Source organism: Tateyamaria sp. ANG-S1, from assembly GCF_000814025.1.
Classification (GTDB): Bacteria; Pseudomonadota; Alphaproteobacteria; order Rhodobacterales; family Rhodobacteraceae; genus Tateyamaria.
This window is the reverse complement of record NZ_JWLL01000005.1, coordinates 285398-308336: the sequence shown is the minus strand read 5'-3', so window position 1 is coordinate 308336 and position 22939 is coordinate 285398. Positions and strand designations below refer to the sequence as shown.

General features: G+C 62.3%; 27 protein-coding genes. 13 read left to right on the top strand and 14 right to left on the bottom strand.

Going from position 1 to position 22939, the window contains the following annotated elements:
* Positions 1 to 26 precede the first annotated feature (26 nt).
* Positions 27 to 1208: an acetyl-CoA C-acyltransferase family protein gene (locus RA29_RS08825; RefSeq protein ID WP_039685019.1), complete on the bottom strand. Its 1182-nt coding sequence runs from the start codon at positions 1206 to 1208 to the stop codon at positions 27 to 29.
* A 97-nt stretch (positions 1209 to 1305) separates the two neighbouring features.
* On the opposite strand from RA29_RS08825, the gene RA29_RS08820 reads away from it, so the two are divergent.
* From RA29_RS08820 to tdh, 3 genes are all read left to right on the top strand, one after another.
* Entirely contained in the window at positions 1306 to 1866 is a 561-nt protein-coding gene (locus RA29_RS08820) for an XRE family transcriptional regulator (protein WP_039685016.1), read from the top strand.
* 99 nt (positions 1867 to 1965) lie between these two features.
* Positions 1966 to 3150, top strand: a complete 1185-nt coding sequence (locus RA29_RS08815; RefSeq protein WP_039685015.1) for a glycine C-acetyltransferase — start codon at positions 1966 to 1968, stop codon at positions 3148 to 3150.
* Positions 3150 to 4187 (top strand): L-threonine 3-dehydrogenase, encoded by a 1038-nt coding sequence (gene tdh, locus RA29_RS08810; RefSeq protein ID WP_039685012.1) that lies wholly within the window; start codon positions 3150 to 3152, stop codon positions 4185 to 4187. Before RA29_RS08815 ends, tdh begins: the two co-directional genes overlap by 1 nt.
* Positions 4188 to 4472: 285 nt before the next feature.
* Here the strand turns inward: tdh and RA29_RS08805 are convergent, their stop codons facing one another.
* The 5 genes from RA29_RS08805 to RA29_RS08785 form a co-directional block, all read right to left on the bottom strand.
* Entirely contained in the window at positions 4473 to 5201 is a 729-nt protein-coding gene (locus RA29_RS08805) for a metallophosphoesterase family protein (RefSeq protein ID WP_039685010.1), read from the bottom strand.
* A 120-nt stretch (positions 5202 to 5321) separates the two neighbouring features.
* Positions 5322 to 5948 (bottom strand): LysE family translocator, encoded by a 627-nt coding sequence (locus RA29_RS08800; protein WP_039685009.1) that lies wholly within the window; start codon positions 5946 to 5948, stop codon positions 5322 to 5324.
* Positions 5949 to 6007: 59 nt separating this feature from the next.
* Entirely contained in the window at positions 6008 to 6736 is a 729-nt protein-coding gene (locus RA29_RS08795) for a Stf0 family sulfotransferase (RefSeq protein ID WP_082029510.1), read from the bottom strand.
* Positions 6737 to 6816: 80 nt separating this feature from the next.
* Positions 6817 to 8409 (bottom strand): phosphoglycerate dehydrogenase, encoded by a 1593-nt coding sequence (gene serA / locus RA29_RS08790; RefSeq protein WP_039685005.1) that lies wholly within the window; start codon positions 8407 to 8409, stop codon positions 6817 to 6819.
* A gap of 82 nt (positions 8410 to 8491) precedes the next feature.
* The gene (locus tag RA29_RS08785; RefSeq protein WP_039685003.1) at positions 8492 to 9631 is read right to left on the bottom strand and encodes a phosphoserine transaminase; all 1140 of its coding nucleotides are present in this window, start codon (positions 9629 to 9631) and stop codon (positions 8492 to 8494) included.
* 160 nt (positions 9632 to 9791) lie between these two features.
* Here RA29_RS08785 and serB point away from each other — a divergent pair, with 160 nt between their 5' ends.
* The gene (gene serB, locus RA29_RS08780; RefSeq protein ID WP_039685001.1) at positions 9792 to 10670 is read left to right on the top strand and encodes a phosphoserine phosphatase SerB; all 879 of its coding nucleotides are present in this window, start codon (positions 9792 to 9794) and stop codon (positions 10668 to 10670) included.
* Between the two features lie 93 nt (positions 10671 to 10763).
* Here serB and RA29_RS08775 read toward each other — a convergent pair whose 3' ends face one another.
* Positions 10764 to 11756 carry an asparaginase gene (locus tag RA29_RS08775; RefSeq protein ID WP_039684999.1) on the bottom strand — a complete coding sequence of 331 codons (993 nt, stop codon included), beginning with the start codon at positions 11754 to 11756 and terminating at the stop codon, positions 10764 to 10766.
* A 177-nt stretch (positions 11757 to 11933) separates the two neighbouring features.
* Here RA29_RS08775 and RA29_RS08770 point away from each other — a divergent pair, with 177 nt between their 5' ends.
* The 4 genes from RA29_RS08770 (at position 11934) to RA29_RS08755 (ending at position 14869) form a co-directional block, all read left to right on the top strand.
* A complete protein-coding gene (locus tag RA29_RS08770) occupies positions 11934 to 12464 on the top strand; it encodes an invasion associated locus B family protein (protein WP_039685900.1) in 531 nt (176 codons plus the stop codon).
* A gap of 137 nt (positions 12465 to 12601) precedes the next feature.
* The gene (locus RA29_RS08765) at positions 12602 to 13171 is read left to right on the top strand and encodes a carboxymuconolactone decarboxylase family protein (RefSeq protein ID WP_039684996.1); all 570 of its coding nucleotides are present in this window, start codon (positions 12602 to 12604) and stop codon (positions 13169 to 13171) included.
* Between the two features lie 198 nt (positions 13172 to 13369).
* Positions 13370 to 14548 carry a 23S rRNA (adenine(2503)-C(2))-methyltransferase RlmN gene (gene rlmN / locus RA29_RS08760; RefSeq protein WP_039685898.1) on the top strand — a complete coding sequence of 393 codons (1179 nt, stop codon included), beginning with the start codon at positions 13370 to 13372 and terminating at the stop codon, positions 14546 to 14548.
* A 108-nt stretch (positions 14549 to 14656) separates the two neighbouring features.
* A complete protein-coding gene (locus tag RA29_RS08755) occupies positions 14657 to 14869 on the top strand; it encodes a hypothetical protein (protein WP_039685897.1) in 213 nt (70 codons plus the stop codon).
* A 1-nt stretch (position 14870) separates the two neighbouring features.
* Here RA29_RS08755 and RA29_RS21845 read toward each other — a convergent pair whose 3' ends face one another.
* The 4 genes from RA29_RS21845 to RA29_RS08735 form a co-directional block, all read right to left on the bottom strand.
* Positions 14871 to 15230 carry a phage holin family protein gene (locus RA29_RS21845; protein WP_052249560.1) on the bottom strand — a complete coding sequence of 120 codons (360 nt, stop codon included), beginning with the start codon at positions 15228 to 15230 and terminating at the stop codon, positions 14871 to 14873.
* The gene (locus tag RA29_RS23195) at positions 15230 to 15370 is read right to left on the bottom strand and encodes a hypothetical protein (protein ID WP_193743500.1); all 141 of its coding nucleotides are present in this window, start codon (positions 15368 to 15370) and stop codon (positions 15230 to 15232) included. The genes RA29_RS21845 and RA29_RS23195 overlap by 1 nt, the downstream gene beginning before the upstream one ends.
* A gap of 3 nt (positions 15371 to 15373) precedes the next feature.
* On the bottom strand, positions 15374 to 15583 hold the full coding sequence (locus RA29_RS08740) for a hypothetical protein (protein WP_039684994.1): 210 nt from the start codon (positions 15581 to 15583) through the stop codon (positions 15374 to 15376).
* A gap of 64 nt (positions 15584 to 15647) precedes the next feature.
* Positions 15648 to 16490, bottom strand: a complete 843-nt coding sequence (locus RA29_RS08735) for a TIGR00730 family Rossman fold protein (RefSeq protein WP_039684992.1) — start codon at positions 16488 to 16490, stop codon at positions 15648 to 15650.
* Positions 16491 to 16609: 119 nt separating this feature from the next.
* Here RA29_RS08735 and dapD point away from each other — a divergent pair, with 119 nt between their 5' ends.
* From dapD to RA29_RS08720, 3 genes are all read left to right on the top strand, one after another.
* The gene (dapD, locus tag RA29_RS08730) at positions 16610 to 17437 is read left to right on the top strand and encodes a 2,3,4,5-tetrahydropyridine-2,6-dicarboxylate N-succinyltransferase (protein ID WP_039684991.1); all 828 of its coding nucleotides are present in this window, start codon (positions 16610 to 16612) and stop codon (positions 17435 to 17437) included.
* Positions 17438 to 17497: 60 nt separating this feature from the next.
* Positions 17498 to 17749 (top strand): GlsB/YeaQ/YmgE family stress response membrane protein, encoded by a 252-nt coding sequence (locus RA29_RS08725; RefSeq protein ID WP_039684989.1) that lies wholly within the window; start codon positions 17498 to 17500, stop codon positions 17747 to 17749.
* Positions 17750 to 17811: 62 nt separating this feature from the next.
* On the top strand, positions 17812 to 18162 hold the full coding sequence (locus RA29_RS08720; RefSeq protein ID WP_039684987.1) for a hypothetical protein: 351 nt from the start codon (positions 17812 to 17814) through the stop codon (positions 18160 to 18162).
* Here the strand turns inward: RA29_RS08720 and RA29_RS08715 are convergent.
* Positions 18159 to 18833 (bottom strand): methyltransferase domain-containing protein, encoded by a 675-nt coding sequence (locus RA29_RS08715; protein ID WP_241462575.1) that lies wholly within the window; start codon positions 18831 to 18833, stop codon positions 18159 to 18161. The genes RA29_RS08720 and RA29_RS08715 overlap by 4 nt on opposite strands.
* A gap of 27 nt (positions 18834 to 18860) precedes the next feature.
* Here RA29_RS08715 and RA29_RS08710 point away from each other — a divergent pair, with 27 nt between their 5' ends.
* Positions 18861 to 19715 (top strand): SDR family oxidoreductase, encoded by an 855-nt coding sequence (locus RA29_RS08710; RefSeq protein WP_039684985.1) that lies wholly within the window; start codon positions 18861 to 18863, stop codon positions 19713 to 19715.
* Positions 19712 to 20305 carry an exopolysaccharide biosynthesis protein gene (locus RA29_RS08705; RefSeq protein WP_039684984.1) on the top strand — a complete coding sequence of 198 codons (594 nt, stop codon included), beginning with the start codon at positions 19712 to 19714 and terminating at the stop codon, positions 20303 to 20305. Before RA29_RS08710 ends, RA29_RS08705 begins: the two co-directional genes overlap by 4 nt.
* Here the strand turns inward: RA29_RS08705 and RA29_RS08700 are convergent.
* Together RA29_RS08700 and dxs are read right to left on the bottom strand one after the other, a co-directional pair.
* Positions 20290 to 20949: a hypothetical protein gene (locus RA29_RS08700; protein WP_039684983.1), complete on the bottom strand. Its 660-nt coding sequence runs from the start codon at positions 20947 to 20949 to the stop codon at positions 20290 to 20292. The genes RA29_RS08705 and RA29_RS08700 overlap by 16 nt on opposite strands.
* Before the next feature lie 61 nt (positions 20950 to 21010).
* On the bottom strand, positions 21011 to 22939 hold the full coding sequence (gene dxs / locus RA29_RS08695) for a 1-deoxy-D-xylulose-5-phosphate synthase (RefSeq protein WP_039684982.1): 1929 nt from the start codon (positions 22937 to 22939) through the stop codon (positions 21011 to 21013).

Genomic DNA, 22939 nt, shown 5'->3' with positions numbered 1-22939 from the left:
GGCAGAGCCCCAGTCCGACGCTGACCTCAAGCGATGCGTTCAATCGCCAAGGCGATCCCCTGACCACCACCGATACACATGGTGATCAGCGCTTTCGATCCCCCGATCCGCTCCAACTCATACAGCGCCTTCACGGTAATGATGGCCCCGGTCGCCCCAACCGGGTGCCCCAGGGCAATTGCACCGCCGTTGGGGTTCACGCGGGTGGGGTCCAGACCCAGATCATTCGACACAGCAAGGGCCTGTGCGGCAAAGGCCTCGTTCGATTCGATTACGTCGAAGTCTCCTGCAGATAGCCCTGTCCGGTCGAGTAGGTTGCGCACCGCCGGGATCGGACCGATACCCATCACCTCGGGGCGTACGCCCGCATGCGCATAGCCCAAAACGCGCGCTTTCGGTTTCAGCCCCGCTTTCTCGGCGGCATCTGCGGTCGCCAAAACAACAGCCGCGGCGCCATCATTGATGCCCGATGCGTTGCCAGCCGTGACAGAGCCATCCTTTTGGAACACGGGGCGCAAACCGCCCAAAGCTTCCATGCTCGTTGCCTTCGGGTGCTCATCAACCTCAAAGGCAACAGTGTCCCGCTTCACCTTAACCTCGACTGGCGCGATCTGGCTGGCAAAGCGCCCGTCTGCAATCGCGGCAGCGGCACGCTCTTGGCTTTGCATGGCAAAGGCATCCTGCGCCTCGCGGGTGATCTGATGTTCTGCGGCGACCTTCTCTGCCGTCACACCCATATGGCCGGTGCCAAAGGGGCAGTTGAGTGCGCCCAGCATCATGTCGAGCGTTTTGACATCACCCATCTTGGTGCCCCAGCGCTGGCTGGGAATGATAAAGGGTGAGCGGGACATATTCTCGGACCCGCCAGCCAGACCAAACTCGGAATCGCCCAACATTAGAGACTGAATCACACTCACAATCGCCTGCACACCCGACCCACACAGCCGGTTCACGTTCATCGCGGGCGTCGTGTCGGGCACGCCCGCCTGCATGGCGGCCACGCGGGACAGATACATGTCGCGCGGTTCGGTGTTGATGACATGGCCAAAGGCAACATGGCCGATCTGCCCGCCCTCGACACCTGACCGCTCAAGTGCCGCCTTGGCCGCGACGGTGCCGAGGTCGATGGGTGTGGTGCCTGCGAGCGATCCGCCAAAGGTGCCGATGGCGGTGCGTGCGCCGTCCAGAATGACGATGTCTTGGGTCATGGTGATCCTCCCTTTTGTCACTTGATATGACCCTGCGCCCGGCCCATGTCAGCCCCCGGACTTGACTTGGACGCAACGGCATTGGCATCACTCCGTCATGACGGAGAATACAGACGCTATATTGTCCCTTCTGCCCACACGGCTGAAGGATGCGCGGCGGGCGCAGGGCTTAAGTCTCGATGCGGTGGCAAAACTGTCGGGCGTGTCCCGGTCCATGGTCAGCCAGATCGAGCGGGGAGAGTCTTCGCCCACCATCGCGACGCTCTGGAACCTGACGCGGGCCTTGCAGGTGGATTTTGCGGGGCTCTTGGACGAGGGCACGGCGGAGCGGATCGAGGTGCTGCGCGCGGGCGATGTGCCCAGCATCGAAAATCGCGGTGCAGGCTGTACCATCCGCATCCTAAGCCCGCCGGAAGAGGCGGGGCAGCATGAGGTCTATGAGCTGCGGTTCGTCGAAGGCGGCGTGCTGGACAGCCAACCTCACGCCCGCGGTGCCCGCGAACATCTGACCGTGATTGACGGCAAGTTGAAGGTGACGAGCGGCGGTGCTGTTGAAAAAGTTGGGCAGGGCGACACGGCCCGTTATGCCGCTGATGTGCCGCACCGGATCGAGGCGGATCGGCCCGCGCGCGCCTTTCTGGTGGTGCAGAACGCCTGAGCATAAATCCGCTATAACGGATTTTTGTCCGTAATTATGAAATCCGCTCTACCGGAATCGCGTCCGGGATGTTAGATATGCTCGGAAAGGAGCACATCTATGACCCAAGCCTTTCTGACCCATGTGACCGACACCCTGGCCCAGATTGAGGCGGACGGGATGTTCAAGCGCGAGCGCGAGATCACCTCGCCCCAAAGCGGGCGCATCGACGTGGGCGGGCGCGAGGTTCTGAACCTGTGCGCCAACAATTACCTAGGTCTCGCTGACCATCCCGACCTGATTGCCGCGGCGAAAAATGCTATGGATGACAAGGGGTTCGGCATGGCCTCCGTCCGGTTCATCTGCGGCACGCAGGACTTGCATCGCGAGTTGGAGCAGCGCCTGGCGCGCTTTCTGGGCAAGGATGATGCGATCCTGTTTGCCGCCTGTTTCGATGCCAATGGCGGGCTGTTTGAGCCGCTTTTGGGACCTGAGGACGCCATCATTTCGGACGCGCTGAACCATGCGTCGATCATTGACGGCATTCGGCTCTGCAAGGCGAAGCGCTATCGCTATGCTAACAGCGATATGGACTCTCTGGAAAAGCAGTTGCGTGCGGCCAAGGCGGATGGTGCGCGGCATATCATGATTGCGACCGATGGCGTGTTTTCCATGGATGGTTATCTGGCGAAATTGCCGGAAATTATTGAACTTGCACGGAATTTCGGCGCGCTTGTGATGGTGGACGATTGCCATGCCACCGGGTTCATGGGCCCGAAGGGGGCAGGGACGCCAGCGCATTTTGGTGTGGATGTTGATGTGCTGACCGGCACGCTCGGTAAGGCGCTGGGCGGGTCGATTGGAGGGTACATCGCGGGGCCGCAGCCGGTGATTGATCTGCTGCGCCAAAGGGCGCGGCCGTACCTGTTTTCGAACTCGCTGCCGCCAGCGATTGTGGCCGCGGGGATCGAGGCGATCCGGTTGGTGGAAGAGGGCGATGCATTGCGGGCGCAGTTGTTCGACAATGCGGCGTACTGGCGTAAGGGTTTGGAAACGCTGGGTTTTGAGCTCCTGCCTGGTGAGCATCCGATCATTCCCGTGATGCTGGGTGAGGCGCAGTTGGCGCAGGATATGGCGGCGCGGTTGTTTGATGAAGGGGTCTATGTTTCGGGCTTTTTCTTTCCGGTTGTGCCGCGCGGGCAGGCGCGGATCAGGACGCAGATGAATGCGGCGCTGACGCGGGATGATCTGGATCGCGGGCTGCAAGCCTTTGAAACTGCTGGCAAAGCGGTGGGGGTGATTTGATGCGTAACACCATGATGGCATTGGAAAAGACGCATCCGCGCGAGGGGCTTTGGTGGGTTGAGGCACCGGTGCCGGAGATTGGGCCGGATGACGTACTGATTCGGGTGAAGAAGACCGGGATTTGCGGGACCGATATTCACATCTGGAATTGGGATGAATGGGCCTCTGCCACCGTGCCGACGCCTCTGATCACGGGGCATGAGTTTGCCGGTGAGATTGTGGATTTAGGGCGTAACGTCAATGACTTGGCTTTGGGTCAACGGTGCTCGGGCGAGGGGCATTTGATCGGTAAAACCTCGCGCCAGAGCAGGGCGGGGAAGTTTCATCTGGACCCGGCGACGCGGGGGATCGGGGTGAACGAGCAGGGGGCCTTTGCCGAGTATCTGCGCCTGCCTGCGTTCAATGTCGTGCCGCTGCCGGATGGGATTTCGGATGATGTGGGGGCCATTTTGGATCCGCTTGGCAATGCGGTTCATACGGCGCTGTCCTTTGATCTGATCGGGGAGGATGTGCTGGTCACTGGCGCTGGGCCCATCGGGATTATGGCAGCGGCTGTGGCGCGCCATGTGGGGGCGCGGCATGTGGTGATCACGGATGTGAACCCGGACCGGCTGGCGCTGGCTGAGCGGGTTGCTGACGTGGTGACGGTGAACGTGGCGGAGCGGGAACTGTCTGAGATCATTGGAGAATTGGGGATGGCCCAGGGCTTTGATGTCGGCCTTGAGATGTCGGGTAATCAGCAAGCGCTGGACCAGATGGTCAAGGCGATGACGATGGGTGGGCGCATTGCGATGCTGGGGATTCCGCCGGGTAAGAGCCCCGTGGATTGGAGCCGGATCGTGTTCAAGGCGATCACGATCAAGGGGGTCTATGGGCGCGAGATTTTCGAGACCTGGTACAAGATGATCGCGATGCTGGAGAACGGTTTGGACGTGTCGAAGGTGATCACGCATCGGTTCCGGGCGGAGGAGTTCGAGGCCGGGTTTGCGGCGATGAAGGCGGGGTCGTCGGGCAAGGTTGTGCTGGATTGGACCTGAGCAGCGTGCGGTGTGTTAACCGGCGGTTTGTGTGGGAATTGCGGGGCTGAGCGGGTCGGCAGTTTCGCGAAACTGCACATTTTGGGGCTCAAACTGCGTGTTTTGGCGCGGCTGAATCTGGGTGGATTCAGAGTGGTTTTGGAAAACTGCGAAGTTTTGGGGTGAAACTGCGTGTTTTTGGTCGGATGTGGGTTATGCGCTGATTCTAAAGGTTAATTTGCGGTGATATGTCGCGGGTTTGGTGGGGTGGAACCCCGCCCTACGGCCCCGATTTGCGCGTTTGGTTTACGGTGCGAGCGGTACACGGCCTGCGTCGGTCAGGGTCCAGACTTTGCCATCTTCGAACACGGCGGCGGTGAGGGGCTTGCCGTAGCCTGCGCCGGTGTCGAGGTTGATGCGGTTGCCGTAATGCGTCGGCACCTTGACCGGGGTGTGGCCGTGGACGATCAGTTTGGGGTGTGTTGCGTCGGAGCGGTGAAACTCTTGCCGGATCCAGAGCAGGTCTTCTTCCGTCTGCTCCTTGATGGGGACGCCGGGGCGGATACCTGCGTGGACGAACATGAGGTCGCCGGTGACGTGCATCAGTCTCAGGTTCTGGAGGAAGGTCAGGTGTGATGCAGGCACGGCGGCGCGGGCGTCTGACTGCACGTCCTTTTCCCGGCGCTGGCCGCTTGCGTTCACGCCGTAGGAAGCGAGTGTCGTGGCGCCGCCGAGGCGGTCGTGGAGCCAATAAAGCTCGACCATCAGGTGGGGATCATGGCGGAGCGGTTCGGCCATGAACCATGCGAACATGCGGTCGTGGTTGCCCTTGAGGAACGTCCAGTTGCGGCCTGCGTCGCGCCCGGCGATCAGGGTGTCGAGGACAGCGCGGCTGTCGGGGCCGCGGTCGGTGTAGTCGCCAAGGAAGACGATTTGGGCGTCGGGGCCGCCGTCTGTTTCGATCAGGGATAGCACGCGGTCCAGCTCGGCCATTTGGCCGTGGATGTCGCCGATGGCGTAGATGGGGTCTGTCATGGGGGTCTTTCGGGCGGGGCGGAGGGCGTCTTTTGCCTTAGCGCGCAATGTTTTGGTGGTCGAGGGGATGCGAGGTGATGGTGCGCAGTGAATGCGCACCCTACGGCCGGGGCGCTGGATCTATCGGTCGAGGGCGACGGTCAGGCCGAGGCCGACGAGGATGGAGCCGCCGAACGCTTTGGCCTTTGCCGTGGCCTGGCCCGAACGTGCGAGCAGACGTGACATGCGGGAGGCCAGCGCAACGCAGACGAGGTCGGCGCTGGAGAACATGATGTTGACCACGGTGCCGAGGATCAGGAGTTGCGCCCAGATCGGCAGAGCGGCGCTTGGGTCGGAGAATTGCGGCAGGAAAGCCACGAAGAAAAGTGCTGTCTTTGGGTTCAGGATTTCGACCGTCATGCTTTGCCGGAAGGCGCGGATCGGGTCACGGCTGCCTTGGGGTGTGGCGTTCACACGGGCGTTGCGTGTGCGGATCATCTGGATCCCCAGCCAGATGAGGTAGGCAGCGCCGATCAGTTTCAGCGCGAGGTAGAGGGGCGGTACGAGTTCAAAGAGGATGGCGAGGCCGAAGGCGGCGGCCAGCACGTGGACATAGCCGCCGATATGGATGCCGAGCGCGGCCATGAGTCCGGCGCGTGCGCCACGGGCGAGCGTTTGCGCCGTCGCGTAGAGCATCGCGGGGCCGGGGATGTAGGCGAAGATCGCGGTGGCGATGAGGAAAGCGAGGAGGGTGTCGAAGCCGGGCATTGGCGTACCGTACCGTCATTGGCGTGCGGTGCAAGGCGGAGGGTTCCCGTGCCTTGCTGTCATTTGGTGTCGGCTTTGAACCGGGCGATCCAGTCTGCGTTGATGTCGTCGGCGAGTTTGGCGACGGCGGGGGCTGGTAGAGTGACGGCTGGCAGGTGGAGGTGGCTCAGCACGCGCGCCAGTGTTGCATGTGGGTCGGCTGCGAGCCTGTCATAGTCCAGGCGGAGGGGCGTGATGCCCTCGCGCGTGAACCACGCCTCCCATTCGGTGTCGTAGGTTTTGGCCATCGCAAGTTCGGTTGCGATGGCGTCGTGGTCATATGTGGGTGTTTGCGGTGGGGCAGTGCGTTCCAGTTCCGACCCGTCGGCGTTGCGGTGCCAAAGGCCGCTTTGGTTGGCGCGCACCAGTGAGACGGCTTGGGCCAGCTTGTCGGTCCGGTGCAGGTAGAGGTAGCGGGTGGGGCCGAATTGGGCGGTGACGGCTTGCGCGTCGGTTTGCGCTGCGGTGTGCATGCCGCGGAGTTGGTCGAAGAAGAAGGGTGCGCTGTGGCGTTGCAAGCGTAGGCCGAAGATGTCTGTGTTTGCCCGCCCTTGCCGTGTGGCTTCCGCGAAGATGTCGGAGCGAGGTGTGTTTGGGTCGAGGTCCAACCCGCTGCGCCAGTCCGCGAGGGATGGGCGGTGGAAGTAGGATTTGGGATGTCCCGCGCCGCTGTCGCGCAGGAGCCCGCAGAGGAGTGTGCTGCCGCTGCGCGGGCTGGTGCACAGGATATAGGCTGTGGGCGGTGGCATGGGCGGTCCTTGTCGGTCGCCCATGCGTTTAGTTCAGTTCGGTGACAATCGTAAGGCGGAGGTGTCCTCCGCCCTGGTCCTCACGCGACGTCAAACTCGAGCGGTTTGACCTGTGTGAACTGCCCTGTCCCTTCGAGCGTGTTCAGCACGTCGCCCGGGATCGGGTTGTCTACATAGAGCAGCGCGATGGCTTCGCCGCCGACAGCGGCCCGGCCGAGCGTAAAGTTCGCGATGTTCACGCCGTTCTTGCCCATCGTGTTGCCCAGAAGGCCGATGATGCCCGGCACGTCCTCGTTCGTGGTGTAGAGCATGTTGGCCCCGATCTCGGCGTCGATGTTGATGCCCTTGATCTGGATGAAGCGCGGTTTGCCGTCGGAGAAGACGGTGCCCGCGACTGAGCGTTCGCGTTTGTCGGTGACGACGGTGACCTTGATGTACCCCTCGAACGCGCCGGACTGGTCCTGGTTCGTGGTGGAGATCTGGATGCCGCGTTCTTTCGCGATGACGGGGGCGGAGACCATGTTCACGTCCGGGTTGGCGCGTTTCATGATGCCCGCGACCACGCCGCAGTTGAGCGCGTCGAGGTTCATTTCGGAAACGACACCGTCATAGAGGATGTTGATCGCCTTGATCGGTTCGTCCGTCATCTGGCCTGTGAAGCTGCCCAAATGCCCGGCGAGCTTGACCCAGGGGCCCATGACCTTGGCCTCTTCCGCTGTGACGGAGGGCATGTTGAGCGCGTTTTCGACGGCGCCCGTGAGCAGGTAGTTGGCCATCTGTTCCGCCACTTGCAGGGCGACATTTTCCTGCGCTTCGGTCGTGGCGGCCCCGAGGTGGGGCGTGACCACCACGTTTGGCAGGTTGAAGAGTGCGTTTTCCTTGGCGGGTTCTTCGGCGAAGACGTCGAAGGCGGCACCGGCGACGTGGCCGGATTTGAGCGCTTCGGCGAGGGCCGCCTCGTCCACGAGACCGCCGCGGGCGCAGTTGATGATCCGGACGCCGGGTTTCATCATGGCGATGCGTTCGGCCGTGATCATGTTGGCCGTCTGCTCGGTTTTGGGGACGTGCAGGGTGATGAAGTCGGCGCGTTGGATCAGGTCGTCGAGTTCAACCTTTTCGACGCCCATCTTATCGGCCTTCTCTTCGCCCAGGAAGGGGTCATAGGCGAGCACTTTCATTTTCAGGCCACGGGCGCGGTCGCAGACGATGCCGCCGATGTTGCCTGCGCCGATGACGCCGAGGGTTTTGCCGGTCAGCTCGGTGCCCATGAACTTGGACTTTTCCCATTTACCTGCGTGGGTGGATTCCGAGGCTTCGGGGATCTGGCGGGCGACGGCGAACATCATGGCGATGGCGTGTTCAGCCGTGGTGATCATGTTGCCGAAGGGCGTGTTCATGACGATCACGCCTTTTTTGCTGGCTGCTTCCTTGTCGATGTTGTCGGTGCCGATGCCGGCGCGGCCGATGACTTTGAGGTTGGTCGCGTTTTTCAGGATCGTCGGCGTCACCTTGGTCGCGGAGCGGATGGCGAGGCCGTCATATTGGCCGATGACTTCGGCCAGTTTGTCCTTGTCCTTGCCGAGGTCGGGTTCGAAGTCGACCTCGATCCCGCGGTCGCGGAAGATCTGGACGGCGGCGTCGGAGAGTTTATCGGAGATGAGTACTTTGGGCATGTGTCTGTCTTTCTTGGCGCGCTCATCGAGGCCGCTGGCCTCTCTTCGCGAAGAGGCTCCAGCGGAGCTGATGAGCGGTGTGTCAGGAATTGATTTCGGTTTCGAAGGCGTGGGCGAGCCAGGGCAGCATTGCTTCGATGTCTGATGTTTCGACCGTGCCGCCGCACCAGATGCGCAGGCCCGGAGGGGCGTCGCGGTAGGCGCCGATGTCGAGCGCCACGTTTTCATCTGCGAGCCGTTTGGCGATGGCCTTGGCGAATGCCGCACCATCGGTGATCCGGTCGTCGGTGAATTTGAGGCAGACTGAGGTTGTGGACCGTGTCGCCGGGTCAGTGGCGAGGTTGTCGATCCAGTCGTGCTGGTCGCAGAAATCGAACACCGCTTGAGCGTTGGCCTCGGCGCGGGCGATCAGCCCTTGCAAGCCGCCGACCTCGCGGGCCCATGCAAGCGAGAACAGGTAATCCTCGACTGCGAGCATGGAGGGGGTGTTGATTGTTGCGCCTTGGAAGATGCCGTCGATCAGTTTGCCGCCTTTGGTCAGGCGGAAGATTTTCGGGAGCGGCCATGGCGGCGTGTAGCTTTCCAGCCGTTCTACCGCGCGGGGGCTGAGGATCAGCATGCCGTGGGCTGCTTCGCCGCCCAGCACCTTTTGCCAGGAGAACGTGGTCACATCGAGTTTGTCCCAGGGCAGGTCCATGGCGAAGGCGGCGGAGGTGGCGTCGCAGAGTGTCAGGCCCGCGCGGTCTGCGGGGATCGCGTCACCATTTGCCATGCGCACGCCGGACGTGGTGCCGTTCCAGGTGAAGCAGACATCGTGGTCGTAGTTCAGGGCTGCCATGTCCACGATCTGGCCGTAGTCGGCGGTGTGGACGGTGTGTTCGATCTTGAGCTGTTTGGCCACGTCGGTGACCCAGCCTGCGCCGAAGGATTCCCACGCGACCATTTCGGCGTGCCGTTCGCCCAGCAGCGACCACATCGCCATCTCGTAGGCGCCGGTGTCGGAGGCGGGGACGATGCCGATCTTGTAGTCGGCGGGGACGCCGAGGATCTCGCGCGTTTCCTCGATCGCCTGCTTGAGCTTGGACTTGCCCTCGGCGGCACGGTGCGAGCGGCCAAGGGGCGCGTCGGCGAGTGCGGCGAGTGTATGGGTGGGGGGTTTGGCACAGGGGCCAGACGAAAAACGCGGGTTTGCCGGCCGCGTGACCGGAGCAGTAGTAGCCATCTGATGTTATCCTTACAGATATGCGCCCTTCGTTGGGGAAGGGTGTCCCACCGCCGCGTTTATGGGGGTCTGCGGGGTGGTGCAACCGGGAATCCGGGGCTATAGCGCCGCTTGACCATTTATTTGCGACATCTGCGTCGCGTATCGGAAACGGACCCTCATGTTTGTTTGTACCCTGTTAACAGACCCTGCCAAGCCATCACTGGACCCTGCCTTGATCGACAATCTGCGCAATGCGTGGGGGGGTGGCGATGTGCAGTGGCTGGCCGTGGACGAGGCGGCGGCGTTTTCGCTGGAGGTGATGCCGGACAATCGGTGGGAAGTGTGGGCGGACCTGCAGGGCTTGGGTGTGGATCTGGTCATCCTGCCCATGGAGGGGCGTCGGAAGAAGATGCTGCTGGCCGATATGGACAGCACCATGATCCAGCAGGAGTGCATCGACGAGCTGGCCGATGTGGCAGGCGTTGGGGATCGGGTGAAGGACATCACGGCCCGCGCCATGAACGGTGAGTTGGATTTCGAGGAAGCGATCCGCGAGCGCGTTGGGTTGTTAAAGGACCTGCCCGAGGCGGTGATTGGGCAGGTGCTGGAGGAGCGGATTACCCTGATGCCCGGTGGGCCGGTCTTGTTGGCGACAATGAAGGCGCATGGCGCTTATGCGGCCTTGGTGTCCGGTGGGTTTACCGCGTTTACCTCTGCTGTGGCGGGCAAGTTGGGCTTTGATGAGAATCGGGCCAATACGTTGTTGGCCAAAGGTGGTGTGCTGACGGGTGAGGTGGGTATGCCGATCCTTGGGCAGCAGGCCAAGGTAGATGCCTTGGAAGAGATCACGGCGCGGTTGGCGATTGCCGAGGCGGATGTGCTGGCTGTGGGTGATGGGGCCAATGATCTGAAGATGCTGGGGCGCGCGGGGATGGGTGTGGCCTTGCACGCGAAGCCTGCTGTGGCGGCGCAATGTGATGTGCGGGTGAATTTCGGGGATTTGACGGCGCTGTTGTACCTGCAGGGCTATGCGCGGTCTGAATTTGTGAGCGTGTGAGGGGGCGCTGCCCCCGGCGCTGCGCGCCTCCCCCGTGGTATTTTCAGTCGGAAGAAACAGGGTTGTCGTGCGTAAGGCGGATCTTGATCCGCCTTAGAGGAGTGCGGGGGCGGCGCGGAGGTGGCCGGTTGTCAGCCCGTCCCAGTTTTTGATGGGCGCGCTGGTGTAGGCCAGTGCTTCGGGGTGGTTGGGGTCGAGCGCGCCGAGCCGGACAAGGATTTGGGCGATGGCGCATTCGGCGGCGCGGGTGCCGCCGTCGGTGATTTTGAGGGCCACGCCCATGCGCTGTTCGGGTAGGATCGCGATGAAGAACGCTTCGGCCCCGGTCTTGATCGCGACCTTCCCGTTCATGGCACGCATGAGGCGCGTGCAGGCGCGCCCCTCGCCTGCGACGAGGTCGGGGTGGGCCGTCATGGCGTTGCGCAGTTCGCCTTCGGCGCTGTCGGGGTCGGCGGCGGCGAAGTGCGCCATGGCGCGCGCCATGCCGTGTAGGGTGCAGGCGAAGTTGGGGGCGGAGCAGCCGTCGATCCCGTAGCCGGGGGAGGTTTCGTTTGTGACCTGCTCGAAGGCTTCGAGGCAGGCTTTTTGCACGGGGTGGTCGGGGTCCACGTAGTTGGGGCCCGCGCCGAGGTGCTTAGCCAGCGTCAGGAAGCCAGTGTGTTTGCCGGAGCAGTTGTTGTGGATGCGGCAGGGGGCCTCATTGGCCTTGATCATGGCGGTGCGCAGGTCCGGGTCGCGGGATTCTTGGGGGCCGCATTTGAAGTCATCGTCGTTCTTGCCGATGGCGGAGAGCCATGCGCCGACCTTGTCCACGTGGACGGGTGCGCCCTGGTGCGAGGCGCAGGCGAGGGCGAGGTGTTCTGGGGTCAGGTTGTGGGCTGCGGCTGCGCCGCTTGTCAGGAGGGGCAGGGCTTGGATCATTTTGGAGGAGGAGCGGGGCAGCACGACGGTGCCGGGTTCGCCCCATGCCTCAACGATCTGGCCGGTGTCGTCGCAGATGACCGCGTGGCCCTGATGCGCGCTTTCCAGGAAGGGGCCGCGCCAGATTTCGGCCAGGGTGACCGCGCCATGTGCCGGATGCGTCATCTTTTCCCTCACAACTTGGCGATTTCCCGCCAATTCATCTTTCCTGCGTCGCGCCTTTCGCGCTAATGTGCCACTTGTCGAGAAGAAAGACCGCTCTTGCAAGAGAATGCGCCGAAAATGACGCACCCGGGGGACGGTTCAGGTATTGAGGTTTCGAACAGCTTGGAGGCTGTGGCTATGGCATTTACAAAGACGATGATTGGAGCGGTCGGCGCGCTTTCGCTTATGGCGGGTGCCGGTCTTGCGCAGGAGCAGAGCACGAACCGCGTTGCGGCCAAGACCGACTGGAGCGTGTTTGTCGAAGATAACCCGACCGAATGCTGGGGCGTGGCGACGCCCAAGGAAGTGGTCAACACCCGTGAGGGCCGCGTTGTGGCGGCGACCCGCGGCGACATTCTGTTGATGGTGTTTTACCGCCCGAGCGCGGATGCCAAGGGGCAGGTGGCCTTTACCGGTGGGTATCCGTTCCGGTCCGGATCGACCGTGAATGTGAACATTGGCGGCAATGAGTTTGAGCTTTTTACCGAAGGCGAGTGGGCCTGGCCCGCGACCCCGGCGGATGATGCCAAGATCGTGACCGCCATGAAGCGCGGGGCCGATGCGGTTGTCACCGGGATTTCGAGCCGGGGGACGACGACCAAGGACACGTTCTCTCTGCTGGGCTTTACCGCGGCTGTTGAGGACGCCGAGGCGCGCTGCGCCGGGTAGCGGCGCAGGCTCATTTCAAATCACAAGGCTGCGAGGGGCTGTGCGGACATGCACGGCCCTTTTGTGCATTCGGGCAGTTTGGAACCTTTAGGTCCCTTACTACGTGACTGTACGTCATCACCCGAAAGGAATTCGACATGGTCACCACCACTGTTCACACCCTCGACACTGCGCCCGAAGCCTCGAAGCCGCTGCTTGAAAACTCGATCAAGGCGTTTGGTCGCTTGCCGAGCCTGCACGGGGTCATGGCGGAAAGCCCCGGTCTGCTGGAGGGGTATCAGCACCTGCATCGCCTTGCGATCAGCGACACGGCCTTTACCCCCGAGGAACGCACCGTTGTCTGGATGGCCATCAATGTTGCCAACCAATGCCACTATTGTGTGCCGGCCCATACCGGCATCGCGAAGATGGAAAAGATCGACGAGGATGTCGTGAACGCACTGCGGGACGAGACGCCGCTGCCCGCAAAGCTGGAGGCGCTGCGGACCTTTACCCTGGCCATTCGCGACAGTCATGGGCGTCCGGGGGCTGAGGCCATCGCGGCCTTTGAGGCGGCGGGATATGGGGAGCGTGCGATCCTGGATACCATTCTGATCTATGCGCAGAAGGTGATGTCGAACTTTACCAATGCGCTGTTCGAGACGCCGACCGACGCGGCCTTTGCCCCGTTTGCGTGGGAGCCGAAGGGCAACGTAGCCGCCGAGTGATCCAGAGGTGCGCCTGACGGCGCGCGCGATTCATTTTTGATGATGAGGGGCTGTCTGCCCCTCAAACTCCCCGAAGGTATTTTTAGCCAGAAGAAGGGCAGTGGTTTTGGCCGCTGCTCTTTTCGTTTTGGGCGAATCCTTTTGATTGTTGGTTGGTTTCCTATATAGGGGCGCATCACCCTATTTATGGATATCGCTATGGCTGACGCGCCGATCACGCAGGATGTTTTGACGATCCCCCGGAAATTGCCGGAGGGGCCTTTGAACCTTGTGGGTCTGACCCGCCCGCAGTTGCGGGAGGTTTTGGTGGCCCACGGCACGCCGGAGAAGCAGGCGAAGATGCGCGTGGGGCAGATCTGGCAGTGGATTTATCAGTGGGGCGTGCGTGACTTTGAGGCGATGACAAACCTGTCGAAGGTGTATCGTGCCGAGTTGGCAGAAAAGTTTGTCATCGAGATCCCCGAGGTGGTGTCGAAGCAGGTGAGTGTCGATGGCACCCGCAAGTGGTTGGTACGCATTGCCGGTGGGCATGAGGTTGAGGTTGTCTATATCCCCGAGGAGGATCGCGGGACGTTGTGTGTGTCGTCTCAGGTCGGGTGTACGCTGACCTGTTCGTTCTGTCATACCGGCACGCAGAAGCTGGTGCGCAATCTGACTGCGGCGGAGATTGTTGGTCAGGTGATGATGGCGCGCGATGATCTGGACGAGTGGCCGGTGCCCGGGGCGCCGAAGGATGAGACACGGCTGCTTTCCAACATCGTGCTGATGGGTATGGGCGAGCCGCTTTATAATTTCGAGAATGTGCGCGATGCGATGAAGATCTGCATGGACGAGGAGGGCATTCAGCTTAGCCGTCGTCGGATCACGTTGAGCACATCGGGCGTCGTGCCGGAGATTGAGCGGACGGCGAATGAGATTGGGTGCCAGTTGGCGGTGTCTTTTCATGCCACCACGGATGAGGTCCGCAATAAGTTGGTGCCGATCAACAAGCGCTGGAACATTGAAGCGCTGCTGGAGGCGTTGAAAGCCTACCCGCGGGGGCGCAATTCGGAGCGGATCACCTTTGAATATGTGATGCTGGACGGGGTGAATGATACCGATGAGGATGCGCATCGGTTGGTTGAACTGCTGGAGGGCATTCCGGCCAAGGTGAACCTGATCCCGTTCAACGAATGGCCCGGCGCGCCCTACAAGCGGTCGTCGAACAATCGGATCCGTGCCTTTGCCAATATCATCTATCAGGCGGGCTATGCCTCACCCATCCGGACGCCGCGGGGTGAAGATATTCTGGCCGCCTGTGGGCAGTTGAAATCGGCGACTGAGCGCGCGCGCAAGAGCCGCAAGGAGATTGCGGCAGAAGCCGGTTTGGGCGGCTGACGCCGTTATTGTTCGCGAAATCGTCACAATCTTTTCCCGTTTGCGCACCAATGGCGCCACGGTGCCTTGGCATGACAGGCTCAGGGAAAAGGAAATGGAGTGATGATTATGTCCGTGTTTTTTGGAAATGACCCGTTTGTCGAAGCGCAGGTGCTGGATCTGGTGAGCCGTGAACGCAGCCAGGCGCTGTCGCGTCGCGAGTGGAAGCATCGGTTGGCCGGGTATGGCTATTCGATCCGCGAGACGGCGACGGGCGATGTGGTTGAAACGCTGCCGCACCGAGTGGCGGTGTGCACGCTGCCCGCTGAGATGGCCGCCTGATTTAGCCGCTGTTCCCGGATTTGGCAGCCTGACGTGCCGCCATGCCTTTTTGTACTCCGTCGAGGAAGGCGAGCATCACGGGCGTCATGGCCGACGCCGAAGGTGCGGCTTGCGCCGTTGCGACGGCGGGTGGTTTTGATGGCTTGCCCGTGCGCGACAGGCCGACAAAGACAAGTCCGATGCCAGAGAAACCGCCGCCGATGATCAGGCAAGTTGTGATCGGATCGGTTTGGGTCAGCAAATACATGAAAAGGGCCGTGGTCAGAAAACCGACCCCGGCCAGAAGGCAGATACCGCCCAACCCCCCGAGCGCTGCGCGCTGGGCGGTCTGAGCGACGTTATGTTTGATCTGCGCCAGCATTATGCGTGGCGCGTGGTCAGAAGACCGACCAAGAAGCCGACGCTTGCCGCGATCCCCACCGCCATGGCGGGTTGCTGGCGGATTGCGTCCTCGGTCTTGGCATACCCATCTTCGGCTGCTGTGCGCACTGATGCGCCCATGTCCTACGCGCGCAATTGTGCGAGTGTTGCCTGATCGGTGGCGGTCTGTTTGACTTTGTCTGCCATGCCAGCCGCGTCCGCCGTGGGCCCTTCGGCCTTTTGCGAGGCGACGTCGCCCATCAGGGCCGTCAGCGCTGCGATGTCGGACTTGATCACTTCGATCTGTGCTGCCACGTCGGATGTGTCAGCCTTGCCGTTTCTTACCTGTGCCATTGTTCCCTCCGGTTCAGCAATTGTTCGGGGGGACAACGGGTCAGGGCGGCAAGGGTTCCGAGATTTATCTGCCGGGAACCTCGCCGCGTTTGCCGGTGGGGGCCCAGGTGTTGATGACTTCGATCGCTTCCTGTGCCGTGTCGACGAAGCGGAAGAGGTCGAGATCGTCGGCGGAGATGGTACCTGCGTCCGACAGCGCATCCCAGTTGATGATCTTGTCCCAGAAGGCGCGACCGAAGAGGAGGAAGGGCACACGCTCCATCCGGCCTGTCTGGATCAGGGTGAGGGATTCGAACAGTTCGTCCAGCGTGCCAAAGCCGCCGGGGAAGACGCAGATGGCGCGGGCGCGCATCAGGAAGTGCATCTTGCGGATGGCGAAGTAGTGGAAGTTGAAGCAGAGGTCAGGCGTGACATAGGCGTTGGGCGCCTGTTCGAACGGCAGCACGATGTTGAGCCCGATGGAGCGGCCACCGGCATCGACGGCGCCGCGGTTGCCCGCCTCCATCACGCCGGGGCCGCCGCCGGTGACGATCACGTTTTCCGTGCCGCCCGTCTCCATGGACGTGAGCGTCATCAGTCGCGAGAACTCGCGCGCTTCGTCGTAGAAGGACGACAGGTCAGCGAGGGTTTGGGTGCGTGCCTCGCCCTTGTTTTCCGGGTCGGGGATGCGCGCGCCGCCGAAGAGAACAATCGTGCTTTCGACGCCCTGTTCGTTCATCATCATCTCGGGCTTCAGCAATTCGAGCTGCAGCCGCACGGGGCGCAGTTCGTCCCGGCACAGGAATTCGTCGTCGGCAAAGGCCAGACCATAGGCGGGCGAGCGTGTCTGTGGTGTATCGGGGGCGCCTTCGACGGCCTTGCGGTCGGTATAGGCATCGCGGAACGGGCTGCGGTGGTCGTCTTTCATCACATACTCTCCTGTCGGACCCTACAGGCCTAGCGTGCCGCGCGCGCCTTGCCCAGATATGATTGCAAGGCCCTGCGGATTGTTGTCTAAGCGCCGCGATCAATGAGGGAAGATACCGCATGTCCAACGCACAGCTTGAAACCGCCATCGAAGCCGCTTGGGACGCGCGCGATACCATCACGCCCGCCACGACTGGCGAGACACGGGAAGCCATTGAGGACACGCTGAACGCGCTGGACAGCGGCAGCCTGCGCGTGGCGGAGAAGCAGGGCGACGGCAGCTGGCATGTGAATCAGTGGGCGAAAAAGGCCGTGCTGCTGGGCTTCCGTATCAAGGACATGGAACAGCAGGACGGTGGTCCGCAAGGCGGCGGCTGGTGGGACAAGGTCGACAGCAAGTTCAAGGGCTGGGGCGACAACCAGTGGCAGGCTGCTGGCTTTCGGGCTGTGCCGAACTGTGTCGTGCGCAAGTCCGCGTTTATCGCGCCGGGCGTGGTGCTTATGCCGTCTTTTGTGAACCTTGGCGCTTACGTGGATGAGGGCACCATGGTGGATACATGGGCGACCGTCGGGTCCTGTGCGCAGATCGGCAAGAACGTGCACCTGTCGGGTGGCGTGGGCATTGGCGGTGTGCTTGAGCCAATGCAGGCCGGGCCGACTATTATCGAGGACAACTGCTTTATTGGTGCGCGGTCCGAGGTGGTTGAGGGCTGCATCGTGCGCGAGGGGTCGGTCCTGGGCATGGGTGTGTTCATCGGCCAGTCGACCAAGATCGTGGATCGCGAGACGGGCGAGGTCATGTATGGCGAAGTGCCGAGCGGTTCTGTTGTCGTTGCCGGGTCGATGCCATCGAAGAACGGTGTGAACCTGTACTGTGCTGTGATCGTGAAGCGCGTCGATGAAAAGACCCGGTCCAAGACGTCGATCAACGAGTTGCTGCGCGACTGATTGGAACGAACTGTCCCGGTCATATGTTGTCTGTGCAGGTTGGCACACAGGAGATGACCTATGACTGGACTGGGTTGGTTTGCGGCGATCATCGTGGGCGCTTTGGCCGGGTGGATCGCTGAGAAGATCATGAAGACAGACCATTCGCTGCTGTTGAACATCGTGCTGGGGATCCTTGGCGCGGTGGTGTTCAACGCGATTGTGACCTTTGTCTTTGGCGCGACGCTGGGCGGTTGGATCGGGCAGTTGGTCGCGGGGATCGTCGGTGCATGTATCCTGATCACCCTTGGGCGCGCGGTGCGCAGCGCCTGACGCTTTCGCCTTGATGTGAATTGGGCTAGGGCTGTCGCAATCAAATTGCGGCGGCCCTTTTCATGTCCGAGACCAAAAAATCCAAATCGAAGCCTGTCTCGCGGCAGCAAGTGTTTACCCTGCTTGTGCAGATCGCGCGCAAGGCAGGCGACGGGCTGCCGGACGGTGCGACTGGGGCTGCGTTGATGTGTTTTGCGTCCGGCGTGGATGAGGCCGAGGCGGTGCGCGAGACGGTTGCACTGCTGAAGCAGGCAGATACCGCGCCGCTGGATGTGACCGGCTACGGCACGCTGGATGAGCGGTTGGCCGAGGGGCATGAGATTGATGGCGAGGAGCGGGCGCTGATGCAGCGTGCGCTGGATGAGAACGCTGTGATCGTCGCGCAGGTGACGCCGTTTTTCGACAAGGACTAGGTGCGCCGAAAGGCGACGAGCAGGGCGGTGTCCTTGGCGTGGTCTCCGCTGGCGGAGGGGCCGTAGATGGCGGCTTCGGTTGTGGTGAGGTCGTCAATCTCAGTCTCTAATTGTGCGAATATGTCCTCAAAACCTGCTGCAGCGTAGTGTTTTGTGTTCACTGAAATCACGACGCGGCCCCCCGACCTGACGGCTGCCAAGATCGGTTTGATCCCGTTCGGTCCCACGTGCCCGTTGGTAAACGTACCGGAGCTGACCGCCCCTTGGTAGGGGCCATGGGGCGTTGCCAGCCCGTCAAAGAGGTTTTCGACGCGGGTTGTGCGGTAGATGCCTTTGGTCTTTGCGACCTTGAGCATGTCGGCGGAGATGTCGGTGCCGTCGATGTCTTCGATCCCGCGGGCGCGAAGTGCGGTGCCGCACAGACCTGTGCCTGCGCCGACGTCCAGAACAGGACCGAAACCGCCGATATTCACGAAGTGACGGGCGACCGCTTCGGGCAGGATATAGTCACTGATACGGGCGAAATCGCTGTCGTAGCTGTCAGCCCAGGACGCATAGAGCTGTTTTGAATCCTCTGGCGTTTCGAGGGCATAGGCGGCGTCGAGGGATGGGTCTTTGGCCATGTCGCGATTAGGCGATGCGGTGTTCAGCTTGGCAAGGGGCTTGTGCATGGTCGCCCGGCGCGCCACCTATGCAGAATGACGAAGACACTTCTTTCCTTTGGTCACGGGTATTCTGCCAAGGCGCTGACCACGCTGCTACTTCCACATGGTTGGCGCGTGATTGGGACGACCCGCACAGCCGAGAAGGCCGAGGCGTTGAAAGCCAGCGGTGTGGAGCCGCTGATCTTTCCCGGTGATGACGTGGGCGCGGCGATGGATGCGGCGACGCATGTTCTGATTTCAGCGGGACCGGATGCTGAGGGTGATCCGGTTTTGCGTGAGCTGGGCGACCAGATCGCGGCGCGCGCGGGGCAGTTTGAGTGGGTTGGCTATCTGTCCACCACGGGCGTCTATGGCGACCATGGTGGCGATTGGGTCGACGAGGAGACGCCGCTGGTTCCGTCCACGCGGCGCGGGCAGTGGCGGAAGGCGGCGGAAGCCGCATGGGCAGCCATTCCTGATCTGCCGCTGCATATCTTTCGATTGGCGGGTATTTATGGTCCCGGTCGCGGCCCCTTTGCCAAGGTGCGCAATGGTACCGCGCGGCGGATCATCAAGCCGAACCAGGTGTTTTCGCGCATTCACGTGGAGGACATTGCGCAGATCGTGGCGGCCTCCATCGCGCGGCCTGCGCCTGGTACGGCCTACAATGTGTGCGATGACTACGCCGCGCCGCCGGAGGATGTGATTGAACATGCGGCCCATTTGCTGGGCCTGCCCATTCCACCCGCCGAGGATTTCGAGACGGCGGAGATGACCCCTATGGCCCGCAGTTTCTATGCTGAAAGCAAGCGGGTGCGGAACGATCGGATCAAGGATGCGTTGGGTGTGGAGTTGATCTATCCCACCTACAAGGAAGGGCTGGCGGCCTTGCTGCAGCACCCGGAATGACGCCCGACGACAAGCGCACGCTGAATCATCTGCTGGATGCGCTGGACGGGGCCGGAGAGGGCGCGGATGTGTCCGTGCAGGACATTCTGGACGAGATTGGCGAGGGATCGATCATGCCGGTGGTTTTGGTCGTTTCGATCCTGCTGGTGTCACCCCTGTCCGGTATTCCGGGGATGCCGACGCTGTCTGCGATTGTTCTGATCCTGCTGATTGGGCAGGCATTGGCGGGGCGGAAGCATTTGTGGCTACCGGGTTTTTTGCGCCGCCGCCGTTTGGCACGGGAGCGTTTGCAGACGGCCACCCGTTGGCTGCGACGGCCCGCGACATGGTTTGACACGCATTCTCATCCGCGCCTTTGGCTGCTTGCCCACAATCCGATGCGCAACGTGGCGCTGCTGTTCTGCATGGCGATCCCGCTGACTTGGCCTTTTCTGGAGTTGGTGCCGTTTATGACATCCTTTGGCGCAGGCGCTGTTGCGTTGCTGGCCTTTGGTTTGGTGACGCGGGACGGGTATTTCATGCTTGCGGGCTATGCCGTGACCTTTGGCATTCTGTATGCCGCGATCTTTTTGTTTCAGGCGGCGACCTGACGGGGCCAGATACGGTAGAGCACTGCGCCGATCACGCCGAAGACTGCAAGCAAGCCGAGCGCTGTTGCGCCGTTGATGCCGTAAAACATGGCGCGGTCGGCCCATTCCATGGAGTTGAGGAACGGGTAGGGCAGGCCGCTTGTCACGTCGCCGACGGGTTTGGTGTTGAACCGTTGGACGAAGAGTTCGGCCCACGCCACGTAGGCGGCGATGATGGCTATGAGTGGCAGGGCCGCGCGCCAGACGCGACGGAAGACCTTGCCGATGAAGAGCGCGTCGATGATCTGGAGCGCGGGGCCGAGCGCGTGCAGGTAGTATTCGAGCCACCAGACGATGGGGCCGCCACCGTTCACCAGCGAGGGGTCGGTCAGGTAAAGCCGCCAGTAGAGAAACACGACCATCACGTTCAGCACGGCGGCGCATGTCGCTGTCACCTCGTGCCGCCGTGTGATCCGGTGTTCGCTGAGGGCGAGCATCCGGCTGGCGGCGAAGAAGGAGAGGAACAGAGCCCATATGGTAAGGTAGCGGAACGGTCCCCCCGCCCCTGTCCATTGGCCGCCGATCATCTGGTAGAGGCAGTAGCCCGCCGCCAGAAGGAACACGATCCAGCGGTAGATCAGGATGGGGCGGCTGTGGATGTCCATGTCTCGGGCTCTTAGAAATGTGACCCTAACACTGGCCGATGTGGCGCGGATGGCGCAAGGATTACGCGCGCGCCTCGCCGATTGACGTCACGCCAAGTACGTTCAGCACTTTGGCCTCGATCTGTTCGGCGTTCATGCCTGCGACGGCGTACATATCTGCCGGGCTCGCCTGGTCGATGAAGATGTCGGGCAGGACCATGGAGCGGTACTTGAGCCCGGTGTCGAACACGCCTTCCTCGGCCAGAAGCTGGGCGACGTGGCTGCCGAAGCCGCCGATTGCGCCCTCTTCGATGGTGATCAGCGCCTCGTGATCCGCGGCGAGTTGCAGGATCAGCTCGCGGTCGAGCGGTTTGGCAAAGCGGGCGTCTGCGATGGTGGGGGTGATCCCCTTGGCAGCAAGGTTTTCGGCGGCTTTCTGTACCTCTTCCAGACGGGTGCCGAAGGAGAGGAGGGCGACGCCCTTGCCTTCCTGGATCATGCGGCCCTTGCCGATTTCGAGCGGTTCTCCGCGTTCGGGCATGTCGACACCGGTGCCTTCGCCTCGTGGGAAGCGGAAGGCGATGGGGCCTTCATCATGGGCGGCGGCGGTGGCGACCATATGGGCCAGTTCCGCTTCGTCTGCGGCGGCCATCACGGTGAAGCCGGGTAGGTTCGACAGATAGGCTACGTCGAAGGCACCGGCGTGTGTCGCCCCGTCTGCCCCCACAAGGCCCGCGCGGTCGATGGCGAAGCGGACGGGCAGGCGCTGGATTGCCACGTCGTGCACGACCTGGTCGTAGCCGCGTTGCAGGAAGGTGGAGTACATCGCGCAGAACGGCTTCATCCCGCCAGCCGCGAGGGCGGCGGAGAAGGTGACGCCGTGTTGTTCGGCGATGCCCACGTCAAAGCAGCGGCTCGGGTAGCGTTCGGCAAAGAGGTTCAGGCCGGTGCCGTCCGGCATGGCGGCAGTGACGGCGCAGATCTTGTCGTCCGCCTCGGCCTGTTTGATCAGGTGTTGTGCGAAGACTGAGGTGTAGCTCGGCGCGTTGCTGGGTGCTTTCTTCTGCTTGCCTGTAACGACGTCGAACTTGGCGGTGGCGTGCCCCTTGTCGCGGGCGGTTTCGGCGGGTGCGTAGCCTTTGCCTTTTTTCGTCAGAACATGGATCAGGATGGGGCCGGTGGCGCGGTCGTGGACGGTGCGCAGGACCGGCAGAAGCTGATCCAGATCGTGCCCGTCGATGGGGCCGACATAGCTGAACCCCAGCTCTTCAAAGAGGGTGCCGCCGACGGCCATGCCCTTTAGCATGTCCTTGGCCCGTTTGGCCCCTTCGCGGAAAGGTTCCGGCAGCAGGCTGACGGCGCCCTTGGCCGCGGCCTTGAGGTCCTGGAACGGGTTCTGGGCGTAAAGCCGCGAGAGGTAGGAGGACATCGCGCCCACGGGCGGAGCGATGGACATTTCGTTGTCGTTGAGGATGACGAAGAGCCGCTTGCCGAGATGGCCTGCGTTGTTCATCGCCTCGTAGGCCATGCCTGCGCTCATGGAGCCGTCGCCGATCACTGCGATGGCGTCACCAGAGCCTTCGGGCGGTTGGCCGCCGAGATCGCGCGCCACGGCGAAGCCGAGGGCGGCGCTGATCGAGGTGGAGGAGTGGGCTGCGCCGAAGGGGTCGTAGGGCGATTCAGAGCGTTTGGTGAAGCCGCTCAGCCCGTCCTTCATCCGCAGGGTGCGGATGCGGTCGCGGCGTTCGGTGAGGATCTTGTGGGGGTAGCATTGGTGGCCCACGTCCCACACCAGCTTGTCGCGCGGCGTATCGAAGATGGCGTGGATGGCGACGGTCAACTCGACCACCCCAAGACCTGCGCCGAGATGACCGCCGGTTACGGACACCGCAGACACTGTTTCGGCACGCAACTCGTCAGCCACTTGGCGTAGCTGGGCGTCGGAGAACCGTTTGAGGTCGGCGGGCCGTTGAACGGTGTCCAGAAGCGGGGTCTTTGGCTGGTCTGACAT

Excerpts from the sequence above, each read along its gene's own strand:
- RA29_RS08795 (WP_082029510.1), bottom strand. The coding sequence starts at position 6,736 with ATGCCACCGCCCACAGCCTATATCCTGTGCACCAGCCCGCGCAGCGGC.
- RA29_RS08800 (WP_039685009.1), bottom strand. The coding sequence starts at position 5,948 with ATGCCCGGCTTCGACACCCTCCTCGCTTTCCTCATCGCCACCGCGATC.
- serB (WP_039685001.1), top strand. The coding sequence starts at position 9,792 with ATGTTTGTTTGTACCCTGTTAACAGACCCTGCCAAGCCATCACTGGAC.
- rlmN (WP_039685898.1), top strand. The coding sequence starts at position 13,370 with ATGGCTGACGCGCCGATCACGCAGGATGTTTTGACGATCCCCCGGAAA.
- RA29_RS08715 (WP_241462575.1), bottom strand. The coding sequence starts at position 18,833 with ATGCACAAGCCCCTTGCCAAGCTGAACACCGCATCGCCTAATCGCGAC.
- RA29_RS08725 (WP_039684989.1), top strand. The coding sequence starts at position 17,498 with ATGACTGGACTGGGTTGGTTTGCGGCGATCATCGTGGGCGCTTTGGCC.
- RA29_RS08765 (WP_039684996.1), top strand. The coding sequence starts at position 12,602 with ATGGTCACCACCACTGTTCACACCCTCGACACTGCGCCCGAAGCCTCG.
- dapD (WP_039684991.1), top strand. The coding sequence starts at position 16,610 with ATGTCCAACGCACAGCTTGAAACCGCCATCGAAGCCGCTTGGGACGCG.
- RA29_RS08720 (WP_039684987.1), top strand. The coding sequence starts at position 17,812 with ATGTCCGAGACCAAAAAATCCAAATCGAAGCCTGTCTCGCGGCAGCAA.
- RA29_RS08805 (WP_039685010.1), bottom strand. The coding sequence starts at position 5,201 with ATGACAGACCCCATCTACGCCATCGGCGACATCCACGGCCAAATGGCC.
- serA (WP_039685005.1), bottom strand. The coding sequence starts at position 8,409 with ATGCCCAAAGTACTCATCTCCGATAAACTCTCCGACGCCGCCGTCCAG.
- RA29_RS08755 (WP_039685897.1), top strand. The coding sequence starts at position 14,657 with ATGTCCGTGTTTTTTGGAAATGACCCGTTTGTCGAAGCGCAGGTGCTG.
- RA29_RS23195 (WP_193743500.1), bottom strand. The coding sequence starts at position 15,370 with ATGGGCGCATCAGTGCGCACAGCAGCCGAAGATGGGTATGCCAAGACC.
- RA29_RS08705 (WP_039684984.1), top strand. The coding sequence starts at position 19,712 with ATGACGCCCGACGACAAGCGCACGCTGAATCATCTGCTGGATGCGCTG.
- tdh (WP_039685012.1), top strand. The coding sequence starts at position 3,150 with ATGCGTAACACCATGATGGCATTGGAAAAGACGCATCCGCGCGAGGGG.
- RA29_RS08770 (WP_039685900.1), top strand. The coding sequence starts at position 11,934 with ATGGCATTTACAAAGACGATGATTGGAGCGGTCGGCGCGCTTTCGCTT.
- RA29_RS08740 (WP_039684994.1), bottom strand. The coding sequence starts at position 15,583 with ATGGCACAGGTAAGAAACGGCAAGGCTGACACATCCGACGTGGCAGCA.
- RA29_RS08815 (WP_039685015.1), top strand. The coding sequence starts at position 1,966 with ATGACCCAAGCCTTTCTGACCCATGTGACCGACACCCTGGCCCAGATT.
- RA29_RS08735 (WP_039684992.1), bottom strand. The coding sequence starts at position 16,490 with ATGAAAGACGACCACCGCAGCCCGTTCCGCGATGCCTATACCGACCGC.
- RA29_RS08820 (WP_039685016.1), top strand. The coding sequence starts at position 1,306 with ATGACGGAGAATACAGACGCTATATTGTCCCTTCTGCCCACACGGCTG.
- RA29_RS08785 (WP_039685003.1), bottom strand. The coding sequence starts at position 9,631 with ATGGCTACTACTGCTCCGGTCACGCGGCCGGCAAACCCGCGTTTTTCG.
- RA29_RS08700 (WP_039684983.1), bottom strand. The coding sequence starts at position 20,949 with ATGGACATCCACAGCCGCCCCATCCTGATCTACCGCTGGATCGTGTTC.
- RA29_RS08710 (WP_039684985.1), top strand. The coding sequence starts at position 18,861 with ATGACGAAGACACTTCTTTCCTTTGGTCACGGGTATTCTGCCAAGGCG.
- RA29_RS21845 (WP_052249560.1), bottom strand. The coding sequence starts at position 15,230 with ATGCTGGCGCAGATCAAACATAACGTCGCTCAGACCGCCCAGCGCGCA.
- RA29_RS08775 (WP_039684999.1), bottom strand. The coding sequence starts at position 11,756 with ATGACGCATCCGGCACATGGCGCGGTCACCCTGGCCGAAATCTGGCGC.
- dxs (WP_039684982.1), bottom strand. The coding sequence starts at position 22,939 with ATGTCAGACCAGCCAAAGACCCCGCTTCTGGACACCGTTCAACGGCCC.
- RA29_RS08825 (WP_039685019.1), bottom strand. The coding sequence starts at position 1,208 with ATGACCCAAGACATCGTCATTCTGGACGGCGCACGCACCGCCATCGGC.